The organism is Flavobacterium sp. 9AF, assembly GCF_902506265.1.
GTDB lineage: Bacteria > Bacteroidota > Bacteroidia > Flavobacteriales > Flavobacteriaceae > Flavobacterium.
In genome coordinates, this window is sequence record NZ_LR733556.1 from 737,119 (window position 1) to 750,003 (window position 12,885).

Sequence of the window (12,885 nt, forward strand, 5' to 3'; positions counted from 1 at the left end):
ATAAGAAATTAATTAAAAAAATAATGGTGACAACTTATTGCATTTATTCCCATTTTTCATTGCGCTCTTTTTCCATTAACTCCTTAATCTTCTTTTCCTCCCAATTTTCACCTAAAATAAATGTAGGTAAAAATACAGATAAACCATGTGCTATTAAACCTATTCCCCAAAAAATAGCTGTAAAAAAATTATGCCATTGGAAATAACTTTCACCTTCTTTTAAATTTTGAATATTAACTATAATTATCATTATATTAATTACTAAATATACTAAAGCATGTGTATAGAATCCTTTTATTCTTTTCACTCTCTTTACAGCTTCTTGATATTTAATTTCTTCTGAAGTAGAAGGATAAAAACCAATTCCTTCTCTATTTTCTAATCTTCTATTTATTCTATCTTGTATACTCATTTTATTCGTATTTATTGTTCTTATATTTTTCTTCTTGAATGAATTGCTCCATTTTCCTTTCTTCCCAATCATTACCAAAAAATGGAAATGTATAATAGACAAAAATTCCATGAATTATTAATCCTACTCCCCAAATTATTAGGTGCCAATAAAACCAATAGTCGAACCAAAAATTATTTGGTCTTGTAAAGAAATCGAAAAAGTATAAGACTATATTGATAAGGAAAAATGCTGATAAATGTCCGTAAAACTTTTTTATTTTTTCAACCTTTTTCTTTGCTTTATAATAATTATTAATGTCTTCTTTCATGATTGAGTTTATTTATACTTATTCACTTCATTTCTTTCTTCTTCCATAAATTGTTTTATTTTTTTCTCTTCCCAATCTTTATTAAAAAACGGTAAAAAATTAAAAACTTTCATTGCTTGTAGAAAAACACCTAATCCCCAACCAAGCATTGGATATATAAACCATAAATGTTTTGGTGAATACCTTAAATTAATAAAAGCTAAAAATGAAATTACGATAAGATAGGTAATTAAATTACTGTAAAAGCTTTTAATTTCTTTTACCTTTTTTTGAGCTCTTTGATAGCGTTCATATTCATTATTCTGTTCCATAACTATTCCCAGTTTTGTTTTTTAATTTTTTCTTTTTCCATTATCTCATGGATTTTTTGATTTTCCCATCTTTTACCTAACAAGCTTTGCTTTACAATCAAACGAATAGCTTGCACTACTATTATAAAAGCCCAACACCACATAAAAAAAGCATTAATAAATCGAATGGGCCAAAAATTAAAAGGGAAACCAAAATAAGTTTTTAAAATATAGACCAGTAATGCAATACTAAACACTACCAAATGCACATAAAACTTTTTTATTTTTTGAACTCTCTCTCTAACTATTTCTTCTAGAATTTCATTAGAATTCCTTTCGTTTCTCATACTTATTTCCATTTTGCTTGTTCAGATTCCTCTTTTTCTAATATCTCTCTTATCTTTTTCTCTTCCCAATTTTTTCCATAACCAAAAGTTTCTAATGCATGAAAAGTTAATCCTAATCCCCAACCTAACATAGGAAACCAAAACCATTGAAAATTACTAGTTTTATAATTAATGAAAATTAAAACAGGGATAACACAACAATAAGAAATTAAATTACCGTAAAAACCTTTAAGTTTTTCTACTCTTTCTTTGGCCCTAGCATAAGCCATATTTTCTGTATAAATATTTTTTGATTCCATAATGGTTACTTTTTTAGTTAAAATAGGTAAGAAAACTGTAAAATGAGTTTCGTTTTCTTCCACTAATACATTTCGTTTCGTAAGAATGGCATATCTATTTACAATATTTTGTAATCCAACGCCTTTTCTATCTTGTAATACTTCTTTCTTTTGTAAATTATTACTTATCAACAATTGATTATTTCTTATCGATATAGTAATATGCAAAGGTCTTGATTCACTAACCACATTATGCTTGATACAATTTTCTAATAAAAGCTGTAAGGATAAGGGTACTACTTTTGCGTCATCATTATTTAGTTTTTCTGGTAATTCGAAAGTAATACTATTTTCAAATCGCATTTTTAAGAGATTCATATAAGTCTTAGCAAATTGTAACTCCTCATCTACCGAAACCAGTTCCTTATCGCGTTGTTCAAGAACATATCTGTAAATTTTAGATAATGATGTTGTAAATCGTTGTGCATTTTCAGGATTTTCTTCTATCAAAGAACTCAACACATTCAAACTATTAAATAAGAAATGTGGATCTAATTGATTTTTTAAACTTTCAAATTTAGCCGAAGCAGTTCCTGCAATAATCTTTTGTTCTTTTAACTTGTTTTCTTGATAAGCTTTGTAAAAATAAACTAGATGAACTGTTAAAGTTATAAAAACAGTAATTAGCATAGCTACCAAATAGTTGGAAGGTTTTTCTGTTCTAAAAAACTCTTCTAATGTTTTATTTTCAAAACCTACATCTTCTAATATTCTAAGCAAGAAAATGATAAATCCCGAAATAGTAAAAGAAGCTAAAAATCCAATTACCAATCTTTTTAAATGAAATCTATTCTTTTCAAAATATTTATCTAATTGAATAAAAATAACCGAATTTGCCGAATACAAAGTCACCGAATAAAGCATGGTGTACATAAAGTTCCATTTTAAATTCTCTAACTCTGGTAATTTTTGACTGATTACAAAATTGATAATTTGTAAGCTTAAAAAAATTCCTACTCCAATTACTAACGATTTTTTTATTTCTTTTAGATAATTCATTTCTTTTTATTTCTTACATTTAGCTAATTCTTGTTGTGCTCTATCTAATCCCCAAGTTGGATGAAAAGGTGTTTCCGGTTTAAAGTTAGCAAAAAGTTCTATTGATTTCTCTAACTGTGCGCACATTGGTTTTGTATCTTGTCCAAAATAACTCGCCATTCCTATTTCAAAAGAAGCTTTTTGAAAAACTACTCTCGGGTTTTCTGGAGCCATTTCATAAGCTTTATTATAAATATACATTACGTCACCAGATAATTTTTGTCCGTTTACCATGGGATCATATACTATCCAAGCTGTATGAATTAATGCTTGCAAAACTAAAACTTCTGGATTATCTAATGCAATATTGTTGATTTTATCTTGTGCTTTTTGAGCAGCTTCTAACAATGTTTTCACTTTAGTTTTATCATTCATATATCGAAAAGATTGGGTTGTATTAATAAATGCAATGTAATAATTAGGCAACCAATTTTCCTGTTCCACAGATGCTATTCTCTCAAAAACAGCTATAGCCTCTGTTGGTTTGTCATTTTTCCAAAGCTCTAATGCTTGTTGCATTCCTTTTTCATATTGTGCATGTGCAGTTAATATTGAAATAAGGAAGAAAGTGATAAAAGTGATAATTCGTGTCATGATGTTTAATTTTAAATTGTTATTATTTTGTATTTATCTTAATTTGATAGAACAAATTTCGGATAGATAAATGCTTTTTAAAATTGATTATTACTGAACTGTTGTTTTTTGATGATGAAGTGTATTTTTTTAGGAATTAGGGATTAGGAATTAGGTATCATTGAACTTAGAAACTTAATTTGCTTTTTATGATTAGCTTTAAGCTTCTAAATACTACTACTTCCTTTTAGTATCAACTCATTTACTTTTAGTAAAAATCTATTTAGTTTTAGTATATATTTATTTGCTTTAAGAATAAAAATAGTTACTTTAAATTAAAAAATTATTTAACTTTAGTAAACTACATATTGCCTTACGCTTCTTCTAATCGATTGCAATGTTTATTTTTAAATCATCTCTTAAATTAAACTTTGCATCTGTATATTTTGGAGGACCAAAAGTTCCTTTAGCATTATTAGAGGATGCGTAATCTTCTTTAGGAATTCCCATAAAATTTTTGTCCATTTCATCATTATTATTTTCATCATGATAAATGGAAACGGCATATTCTCCTTTTTCTAAATTTTTAAACACGACAATGGCTTCATTATTTTTTATAGACGAATCCAAACTCAAAAAAGTTGCCTTTAAAAAAGTCTTTTCTGAGTTATATAAACCCACTTTAACTTTTCCCTTATTATTCTTAAAACCTGACATATTAACCTCCAGAGAATAGGTTTGAGCATTTAAATAACCACATAGCAATAGACATGCTGCAATAATTGTTTTTTTCATATTATTTATTTTTAAGTTTATTTATTTTTAAGTTTGTTTATTTTTAAGTTTGTTTATAATAGCTTTATACTAATTCCCAATTCCCAATTCCTAATTCCTAATTCCTAATTCCTAACTACTAACTACTAATCACTTATTTACAAATTATTCAGATTGTTTGTTTTCTTATTATCACTAATAGTCCAAAAGAATCCTACAAAAAAGAATTGATTTGCAGGTTGAGTAATAGCCTGTCTTTGAAATTCCCCCGATGTATTTGGAGTATTTGCATATTGGTAACCAAAAACATTATCTGCATTTAAAACATTTGTAACAGAAAAGAATAAAATCTTTTGTTGCGATAGTAAATAAGCCCAACTTAAACTTAAATTATTAAATGATTTTGTTTTTTCATTCATAAAATCACTACTATTTGGGTTGTTATAAGGTCTACCAGAATTAAAGGTGTAAGTTGTACTAATTTGTGATTTTAGTTTATCAACCCAATATTTAGTAACAATTGAAAAATTGTGATCTGCAATAAAACTTGGCGTTACTTCAGAGCTATAATTCTTATAATCTCTTTTTGAATCAATTACAGAATAAGAAATCCAATAATCTAAATTTTTAATTGTTTTATTATCTCTCCAAAACAAATCGATTCCTTTAGCATACCCAAAACCATTATTTGAAAAATTACTATCATATGCTGGCACATTTCCATTGTATTTTATTAAATCAGCATACTTTTTATAATACGCTTCGGCACGCAACATTTTACCTTCTTTATTATACATGTAATTAAAAATATAATGTTGTGTTTTCTCATAATCTAAATGAGAGTTAAACTTCAAGTAATCCTGATTTGCCGTTTGATTAAAATTTCCATAAGCAAGAGAAAACTGGCTATTTTCAGCTATTTTATAGGCAAAAGAAAGCCTAGGTTCTATAGTATAATCAGCAATTAAATTAGTCTTAGAAGAACGTAATCCAACATTCATAGCCATTTTTTTAGAAAAGAAAATTTCAGCTTCAGTATATAATGCTCCCATATTATTCTGATAACCATAATCAAAACGATTTGCTTCGTAAACAGTATAGTTTTCATCAAAATTTGTATGAAAATAATCACCTCCAAAGTTTAATTTTATTCTATTGGTAATCGTTTGACGAAATTTTAATTTATAATGTAATGCTCTTTCATTATTTTGAAGTAAGTCATTTACAATACCAATCTCATTTTGTCCATAACCTAAACCAAGACCTGTTTGTAATTGGAGATTATCATTCAAATAGCCTTTATAACTCGCATTAAAATAAAAGTTGTTGTTTCGAATAGCTAAATTCCTTTTATCTACAAAATTTATATCTTTTTGATTGATGTCGAATGTAGTGTAATCAAAAGCCCCATAAACCTTTAATAAACCGTTTTTAAATTTTCTACGATATACACTTTCTCCTGAATAGGCTTGAACGGGTTTATTCCAATCTATTTTTTGAGGAACTATTAATTGGTAAGGAGCAAAATTAAAATAACCCGTGTTAAAAGTTAACGAACTTTTTTCCCATTTTTGAGTATTTCCTAAGCCTACACCCAAAGACATAATCGAAATGTCGGTCTGACTTTGAACGGGTTCATTGATTGTATTTAGCAACAAAACACTTGATAACGCATTTCCATATTCTGCACTATAACCACCAGTAGAAAAAGTAACCCCATCAAATAAAAATGGAGAAAAACGACTTCTTGTAGGCAAATTATTAGCCGTTGCCCCATAAGGCTGTGCCACACGAATGCCATCTACAAAAGTTTGGGTTTCATCACTTTCGCCACCACGTACAAATAATCTTCCACTCTCTCCTACGGTTTGCGTACCAGGTAATGTTTCTAGTGCACCTATTATATTACCAACTGAACCAGCAGTTGTTACAATATCTAACGGTTTCAAAGCAGTTGTTTTACTATTATCACCTGCTTTAAATGTTCCTGCCGAAACTACTACAGCATCTAAGGTATTTACGTTTTCTTTAAGAACAAAAGTTCTAGCATTATATGTTTCAATATTTATTTTTGAAGTAATGGTTTCATACGACATGAAACTTATTTGTAATATTTGATCACCTGTCGCACTTGTCTCAAATTTAAAATTTCCTTTTTCATCTGAAATAGATCCATCATAAGTGCCTTTTATAAAAATATTAGCTCCATTAACGGGTTGGCCAAATTCGTCTTGAATGGTACCTGTTATAATTTTTTGCGAAAAGCCAAGTAAAGAAGTGAAGCATAATAAAAATTGTAAAACCGTTTTCATTTTTAATTGTTGTTTAATTAATTTGATGAAGCAAAATTGGTTCATCTGAAACGGCTTTTCAATTTAATTCTACCCAACTGTAATTTTTAGTTACCGAATTGTAAGCAGAAACATTTTATTACATTTACCAAAAAAAGAAAATGAAATACCAACAAATTATCAGCTCAATTTACAATGAAGTGCTTCTTTTAGAAAATAAGGGTGCTGTTGCAGATTACATTCCAGAACTTGAAAAAGTAAATTCTAATAAATTTGGTATTGCCTTAATAGATAACCATCAAAATACCTATTCCATTGGTGATGCTAAAGAAAATTTTTCCATACAAAGTATTTCTAAAGTGCTGACAACCGCTATTATTTTCTCTAAAATAGGAAACGATTTGTGGGAACGCGTAGGTTTTGAACCTTCTGGAAATGCTTTTAATTCTTTAGTACAATTAGAATATGAAAATGGCATTCCTAGAAATCCTTTTATAAATGCTGGTGCATTAGTTATTGCAGATCTTATGCTATCTCATTTTAACGATCCAAAAACGTATTTTATAAATTTTATCAGAGAACTAGCCGAAAACACAGCAATCGATTATAATGAAACCGTAGCACAATCTGAAAAAGAACATGGCTTTCGCAATGCGGCATTGGTAAACTATATCAAATCTTTTCATAATATTACTAATGCTCCTGAAGATGTTCTTGATTTCTATTTTTCTCAGTGCTCGATTGAAATGACTTGTGAAGATTTAGCCAAAGTATTTCAATTATTTTCACATAATGGCATGATACCCAAAAGTAAAACTAAATTCTTAACAACCAGTCAGTGTAAAAGAATGAATGCGTTAATGCAAATGTGCGGTTTTTATGATCAAGCAGGAGAATTTACTTTTAAAGTGGGATTACCCGGTAAAAGTGGTGTTGGTGGAGGCGTTGTAGCCATTTATCCGAATCATTATACCGTAGCGGTTTGGAGTCCCAAATTGAATAAAAAAGGAAATTCCTACTACGGATTAGAAACTTTAGAACGATTAACGACAATTACCGAAGCCTCAATATTTTAAATACAAACTAATTATGAAAAAAAGTACACTACTAGTATTATTATTTCCAATTATTCTTTTTTCACAAGAATATCAATCTAAATTTTATGCCTTATTTAAAAGTAAGGATTCAGACAAAAAAGAAATGGAAGACCTATTAAGCCAATGGAAAACCAACTCTAAAAACGATATTGATTATTATATTGCTGCATTTAATTATTATTACACACAATCTAAACAAGAAACCCTTTCATTAAGTTCAGATGCACCTGCTGAAGAAAAAGAGTCATTACAAATAAAAGATTCTTTAAATAATGTGGTAGGATATTTATCATCAAGAGAAACAATAAATGATTCTCTCTATAAATTATCGCAAAAAACAATTGATGAAGCTATAGTATTGTTTCCGAAACGTTTAGATCTTAGATTTGGAAAAATTCATACATTAGGAGATTTGGGGGATTATGAAACATTTAGTAAAAATATCATAGAAACAATAGACTATTCAATAAAAATAAATCACTCATGGTTATGGGCAGAAAACAAAGTATTAGAAGATTCTGAAAACTTTTTTATTGATGCAATTCAAAGATATTCAAACACACTTTATCAAAATAAATCTGATGAAAACTTAAAAAAAGTAGCTGGTAAAATGTATAATACTTTTCCTAATGATATATATGTTATTTCAACTTATGGAATTACATTTTTATTAGAAAATAAAAACAAGGAAGCATTAGAACTATATCTAAAGGCCGAAAAAATCAATCCAGAAGATCCTATAGTACTAAATAATATAGCTCTAATTTATGAACGCCTAGAAAATAAAAAAAATGCTATCCTATATTATAATAAATTATATGACGTAGGAGATGAAAAAACTAAAGCCTTTGCTGCCAATAAAATAAAATCTTTAACAGAATAAAACTAATTTACAAAAATTTTATGTCGCAAATAATCCTTACTTTTGCCATTCCTAAAATTTCAAAATTATGATTTATAAATTCCGAGCAATACTCGATGCAGAAGAAGATATTTTTAGAGATATTGCTATAGAAAAAGAAGCTACGTTAGAAGATTTACACAATGCATTAGTAAATGCTTTTGGCTTTGATGGTACAGAAATGGCTTCATTCTATACTTGTGATGAAAACTGGAATCAGGAAGATGAAATCCCTTTGTTTGATACAGGAGATGTTCCAGGAGAAACTCGAATTATGAATAATTTTATATTAGAAGATAATTTAGACCAACATCAAACTAAAATTATTTATGTATACGATTTCTTTAATATGTGGACATTTTTAGTAGAATTAGCTGCAATTGAAGAAAAAGTGGATGGTGAAACCTATCCTTCTTTACTATACTCTCATGGTCAATTACCTTTAGATGCACCAGATAAATCATTTGAATCTGATGATTTTGGTTCTGATTTTGAAGACGATTACGATGAAGACGATTTAGATATGTTTGATGGAGATGATAGTTTTGAAGATTTCGGTTTTGAAGAAAACTGGAATTAAAAATTAGTCAATATGTAAATGTGATAATGTGCTATTGGTACGGGTTTCGCAAACATAAAATGACACATTGACAAATTAATAATTGACACATTTAAAAATGATAAACTTATTTAACACACATATTGAAAACCTATCTGTTCACAGAGTAGGTAACAAAAGTAGAAATGAAAGTACTTTTTTATCTGAAAACCCATACGGTTTGAATGATGAAATCATGCCTTTATTAAAAGAATATTTCTTTAAACCTTTTCGTGAAAAAGAAGAGAATTATTATCAATTTGCACATGAAGTAGATTTAGAATATAATGAAATGTTCCAATTGGCTTCTCAAGTTTTTAACAATCCATCGGATATTCATGAGGTTTCTAAAAAGATAACCCAACATCTTTTTGAACAATCCAATCACCCACATATCAAGAACGGTGAAGTATATGTTACCTATTTTACGAATGTTTCCATCGATAATAATACAGTAGATGCAATAGGTGTTTTCAAAAGTGAAATTCAAACCGATTTCTTGCAATTTGAAGAAAAAGGAAGCAATTTAGAAATGATTCTACAACAAGGAATCAACTTGAATAAACTCGACAAAGGATGTATTATTTTTAATTATAAAAAAGAAGAAGGTTATAAAATTTTAACGGTTGACAGTAACCGATATGATGCGCGTTATTGGTTAGAGCATTTCTTATCTGTTGATGTTTTTCAGGATGAAAATTTCATTACCAAAAAATACTTAAAATTTTGTCAAGACTTTGCCAAAGATGTAGTTTTACCCGCAGAAGACAAACAACAAGAAGTTTTATTCATGAATAGAGCGGTAAATCACTTTGCTAAAAATGATGAGTTTGAAGAAACTGCTTTTTTAAATGAAGTGATGCAAAATCCAGAATTCATTCCAGAATTTAAAAATTACAAAGTAGATAAAGGAGCCAAATACAGTATTGAAGATGTTTCTAATTTTCCAATAGCCAATGCAGCTGTAACGGATGCTAGAAAGAAAATGAAAAATACTATACAATTGGACACCAATATTCAAATTAAATTAGATTTTATTAATCCTGAAAGTGCCGAGAAATTTGTTGAAAAAGGTTGGGATGAAGAAAAGCAAATGTATTATTATTTGGTTTATTTCAATAAAGAACAAAAAAGTTAAATATTTAAAAATAAAAGCCCTTTAAAAAAGGGCTTTTTTGTATTTTATATGTGTCTTTAGAAGACAAACATGGCTCTTTCTCCCATTAATTCATTTACTTCTTCTGCAACTTGTTCTAGAACAGCTTCATCTGTAAAATTTGTAATTACTTTATCAATCAAAGCCACAATAGTTTCCATATCTTCTTCTACTAAACCTCTAGTGGTTATTGCTGGTGTACCCACACGAATACCTGAAGTTACAAAAGGTGATTTATCATCAAAAGGAACCATATTTTTATTTACGGTAATTTCTGCTCTTACTAATGCATTTTCAGCTTCTTTACCTGTAATATTTTTATTTCTTAAATCGATTAACATCATATGATTATCAGTTCCACCTGATATCAAATTATAGCCTCTTTTTACAAATGCAGCAGCCATTGCTTGTGCATTTTTTTGTACTTGCATGGTATATCTAAAGAACTCATCTGTTAATGCCTCTCCAAACGCAACCGCTTTAGCAGCAATAATATGCATTAATGGTCCGCCCTGGTTTCCTGGGAAAACAGCCATATCCAATACATGCGACATCATTCTAATTTCACCTTTAGGTGTTTTTAAACCCCATGGGTTTTCAAAATCTTTACCCATCATTATCATACCACCTCGTGGTCCTCTTAATGTTTTATGAGTGGTTGTAGTTACGATATGACAATGTGGAATAGGATCATTTAATAGCCCTTTTGCAATTAAACCTGCAGGATGTGATATGTCAGCTAAAAGTATCGCTCCTACACTATCTGCAATTTTTCTAAAACGCTCAAAATCCATATCTCTAGAATAAGCAGAAGCACCAGCAATAATCATTTTTGGTTTTTCTGCAGAAGCTATTTCTTGAATTTTATCGTAATTTAATCTACCTGTTTCTTGCTCTACCCCATAAAATACGGGATTGTATAATTTTCCTGAAAAATTCACTGGAGAACCATGCGTTAAATGACCTCCATGAGACAAATCAAATCCTAATATTTTATCCCCAGGTTGTAAACAAGCAGCAAAAACAGCAGTATTAGCTTGTGAACCAGAATGGGGTTGCACATTTACATATTCCGCACCAAAAAGAGCTTTAGCTCTATCAATTGCTATTTGCTCAACAATATCTACTACTTCACACCCACCATAATAGCGTTTTCCTGGATATCCTTCAGCATATTTATTTGTTAATACCGAACCAGCTGCTTCCATCACTTGATCACTTACAAAGTTCTCAGAAGCAATAAGTTCAATTCCATGAATTTGTCTGTCTTGTTCATCTAGAATAAGATCAAAAATTTGTTCGTCGCGTTGCATTTCTTAGTAATTCGTTAAAATTTATTCAAAATTACAAAAAAGGTTTGTTAAATTAGCTGTAAAGTTTATATTTGATAAATGATTTTTCAACAAAAAACTAACAATTTATTATGCCAAATATAGCAAACGATCCTACTAGAAAATCATGGATAGAAGTACCTCAAAATAGCGACTTTCCTATTCAAAACATTCCTTTTGGTGTTTTTATAACAAAGGAAGATGTGATTACTATAGGAACAAGAATAGGTGATTCAGCCATAGACATGGGTGCGTTACAACAATTAGGGTATTTTGAAGGAATTGAACTAACAGATGATATGTTTATGCAGGACACTCTGAATGATTTTATTTCAGATGGTAAAAAAACTTGGAGATTAGTACGAAACAGATTAGCTGAGATATTTGATTCTGAAAATCCAAAACTAAGAGATAATCAAAAGCACAAAGATGTAGTCATTTTTGATGTAAAAGACATTGAAATGTTATTACCTGTTCAAATAGGCGATTATACTGATTTTTATAGTTCAAAAGAACATGCTACCAATGTGGGTAAAATGTTTCGAGATCCTGAAAATGCGCTACTACCTAACTGGTTACATATTCCTGTAGGTTATCATGGAAGAAGTTCTACCATTGTTCCAAGTGGTGTAGCTGTTAGAAGACCCAATGGACAAACTTTACCTGCTGATGCAACACAACCCATTTTTGGCCCTTCAAAATTAGTAGATTTTGAATTAGAAACTGCTTTTATTACTACTGATGCTAATTTAATGGGTGAACCAATTCCTGTAGACGAAGCTGAAGAATATATTTTTGGAATGGTTTTATTTAATGATTGGAGTGCTAGAGATATACAAAAATGGGAATACGTACCATTAGGTCCATTTTTGGCTAAGAATTTTGCCTCATCTATATCTCCATGGATTGTAACTATGGATGCCTTAGAAGCTTTTAGAGTGAAAGGTCCGGAACAATCTCCTACTCCATTACCTTATTTGCAACAAAAAGGTAAGAAAGCTTTTGACATTAATCTAGAAGTAGCTATTCAACCTGAAAATGCAGAAGAGACAATAGTATCAAAATCCAATTTTAAATACATGTACTGGTCTATGGCTCAACAACTAGCACACCATACAGTAAATGGTTGTAGAGTTAATTCTGGTGATATGATGGGAAGTGGTACTATTTCTGGACCTACACCTGATTCTTTTGGTTCGATGCTAGAATTAACTTGGGGTGGAAAAAATCCTATCAAAATGAATGATGGCACTGAAAGAAAATTCATTAATGATAACGATACGGTTATTATTAGAGGATATTGTCAAAATAAAGAAATACGTATTGGTTTCGGTGAATGTTCATCTAAATTATTACCTGCAATTGAGATAAAATAAACTCGAATTAATATTGTTCTATATTCTAAAATATAAAACTACAAAATTAATTT

14 protein-coding genes are annotated in these 12,885 nt (G+C 29.4%); 5 read left to right on the forward strand and 9 right to left on the reverse strand.

The genetic code is table 11. The annotated features are described in order from the left end of the window. Positions 1-43: 43 nt before the first annotated feature. The 8 genes from HALO113_RS03420 to HALO113_RS03455 form a co-directional block, all read right to left on the reverse strand. Positions 44-412, reverse strand: a complete 369-nt coding sequence (locus tag HALO113_RS03420) for a 2TM domain-containing protein (protein WP_159777684.1) — start codon at positions 410-412, stop codon at positions 44-46. 1 nt (position 413) lies between these two features. Beyond that, the gene (locus HALO113_RS03425) at positions 414-722 is read right to left on the reverse strand and encodes a 2TM domain-containing protein (RefSeq protein ID WP_159777685.1); all 309 of its coding nucleotides are present in this window, start codon (positions 720-722) and stop codon (positions 414-416) included. 8 nt (positions 723-730) lie between these two features. Further along, positions 731-1,033, reverse strand: coding sequence for a 2TM domain-containing protein (locus HALO113_RS03430; RefSeq protein ID WP_159777686.1), 303 nt, complete (start codon positions 1,031-1,033; stop codon positions 731-733). Positions 1,034-1,035: 2 nt separating this feature from the next. Beyond that, positions 1,036-1,359 (reverse strand): 2TM domain-containing protein, encoded by a 324-nt coding sequence (locus tag HALO113_RS03435; protein WP_159777687.1) that lies wholly within the window; start codon positions 1,357-1,359, stop codon positions 1,036-1,038. A gap of 2 nt (positions 1,360-1,361) precedes the next feature. Next, the gene (locus HALO113_RS03440) at positions 1,362-2,696 is read right to left on the reverse strand and encodes a 2TM domain-containing protein (RefSeq protein ID WP_159777688.1); all 1,335 of its coding nucleotides are present in this window, start codon (positions 2,694-2,696) and stop codon (positions 1,362-1,364) included. Positions 2,697-2,702: 6 nt separating this feature from the next. Continuing rightward, complete coding sequence (locus tag HALO113_RS03445; protein ID WP_159777689.1) at positions 2,703-3,329, reverse strand: hypothetical protein; 627 nt, start codon at positions 3,327-3,329, stop codon at positions 2,703-2,705. Positions 3,330-3,692: 363 nt separating this feature from the next. After that, positions 3,693-4,103 (reverse strand): DUF2141 domain-containing protein, encoded by a 411-nt coding sequence (locus HALO113_RS03450; protein ID WP_159777690.1) that lies wholly within the window; start codon positions 4,101-4,103, stop codon positions 3,693-3,695. A gap of 137 nt (positions 4,104-4,240) precedes the next feature. Next, complete coding sequence (locus HALO113_RS03455) at positions 4,241-6,394, reverse strand: TonB-dependent receptor (protein ID WP_159777691.1); 2,154 nt, start codon at positions 6,392-6,394, stop codon at positions 4,241-4,243. A gap of 140 nt (positions 6,395-6,534) precedes the next feature. On the opposite strand from HALO113_RS03455, the gene HALO113_RS03460 reads away from it, so the two are divergent. The 4 genes from HALO113_RS03460 (at position 6,535) to HALO113_RS03475 (ending at position 10,107) form a co-directional block, all read left to right on the forward strand. After that, entirely contained in the window at positions 6,535-7,449 is a 915-nt protein-coding gene (locus HALO113_RS03460) for a glutaminase (protein WP_159777692.1), read from the forward strand. A gap of 13 nt (positions 7,450-7,462) precedes the next feature. Next, on the forward strand, positions 7,463-8,353 hold the full coding sequence (locus HALO113_RS03465; protein WP_159777693.1) for a M48 family metallopeptidase: 891 nt from the start codon (positions 7,463-7,465) through the stop codon (positions 8,351-8,353). Positions 8,354-8,420: 67 nt separating this feature from the next. After that, positions 8,421-8,951, forward strand: a complete 531-nt coding sequence (locus HALO113_RS03470) for a hypothetical protein (RefSeq protein WP_159777694.1) — start codon at positions 8,421-8,423, stop codon at positions 8,949-8,951. Positions 8,952-9,048: 97 nt separating this feature from the next. Continuing rightward, the gene (locus HALO113_RS03475; protein ID WP_159777695.1) at positions 9,049-10,107 is read left to right on the forward strand and encodes a nucleoid-associated protein; all 1,059 of its coding nucleotides are present in this window, start codon (positions 9,049-9,051) and stop codon (positions 10,105-10,107) included. A gap of 56 nt (positions 10,108-10,163) precedes the next feature. Here HALO113_RS03475 and glyA read toward each other — a convergent pair whose 3' ends face one another. Continuing rightward, a complete protein-coding gene (gene glyA, locus HALO113_RS03480; RefSeq protein WP_159777696.1) occupies positions 10,164-11,438 on the reverse strand; it encodes a serine hydroxymethyltransferase in 1,275 nt (424 codons plus the stop codon). Positions 11,439-11,548: 110 nt separating this feature from the next. On the opposite strand from glyA, the gene fahA reads away from it, so the two are divergent. Beyond that, entirely contained in the window at positions 11,549-12,832 is a 1,284-nt protein-coding gene (gene fahA, locus HALO113_RS03485) for a fumarylacetoacetase (protein ID WP_159777697.1), read from the forward strand. Positions 12,833-12,885 lie beyond the last annotated feature (53 nt).

What these genes read in the sequence shown, in the direction of transcription:
- HALO113_RS03420 (WP_159777684.1), bottom strand. Translation starts at nt 412, where the DNA reads ATGAGTATACAAGATAGAATAAATAGAAGATTAGAAAATAGAGAAGGA.
- HALO113_RS03425 (WP_159777685.1), bottom strand. Translation starts at nt 722, where the DNA reads ATGAAAGAAGACATTAATAATTATTATAAAGCAAAGAAAAAGGTTGAA.
- HALO113_RS03430 (WP_159777686.1), bottom strand. Translation starts at nt 1,033, where the DNA reads ATGGAACAGAATAATGAATATGAACGCTATCAAAGAGCTCAAAAAAAG.
- HALO113_RS03435 (WP_159777687.1), bottom strand. Translation starts at nt 1,359, where the DNA reads ATGAGAAACGAAAGGAATTCTAATGAAATTCTAGAAGAAATAGTTAGA.
- HALO113_RS03440 (WP_159777688.1), bottom strand. Translation starts at nt 2,696, where the DNA reads ATGAATTATCTAAAAGAAATAAAAAAATCGTTAGTAATTGGAGTAGGA.
- HALO113_RS03445 (WP_159777689.1), bottom strand. Translation starts at nt 3,329, where the DNA reads ATGACACGAATTATCACTTTTATCACTTTCTTCCTTATTTCAATATTA.
- HALO113_RS03450 (WP_159777690.1), bottom strand. Translation starts at nt 4,103, where the DNA reads ATGAAAAAAACAATTATTGCAGCATGTCTATTGCTATGTGGTTATTTA.
- HALO113_RS03455 (WP_159777691.1), bottom strand. Translation starts at nt 6,394, where the DNA reads ATGAAAACGGTTTTACAATTTTTATTATGCTTCACTTCTTTACTTGGC.
- HALO113_RS03460 (WP_159777692.1), top strand. Translation starts at nt 6,535, where the DNA reads ATGAAATACCAACAAATTATCAGCTCAATTTACAATGAAGTGCTTCTT.
- HALO113_RS03465 (WP_159777693.1), top strand. Translation starts at nt 7,463, where the DNA reads ATGAAAAAAAGTACACTACTAGTATTATTATTTCCAATTATTCTTTTT.
- HALO113_RS03470 (WP_159777694.1), top strand. Translation starts at nt 8,421, where the DNA reads ATGATTTATAAATTCCGAGCAATACTCGATGCAGAAGAAGATATTTTT.
- HALO113_RS03475 (WP_159777695.1), top strand. Translation starts at nt 9,049, where the DNA reads ATGATAAACTTATTTAACACACATATTGAAAACCTATCTGTTCACAGA.
- glyA (WP_159777696.1), bottom strand. Translation starts at nt 11,438, where the DNA reads ATGCAACGCGACGAACAAATTTTTGATCTTATTCTAGATGAACAAGAC.
- fahA (WP_159777697.1), top strand. Translation starts at nt 11,549, where the DNA reads ATGCCAAATATAGCAAACGATCCTACTAGAAAATCATGGATAGAAGTA.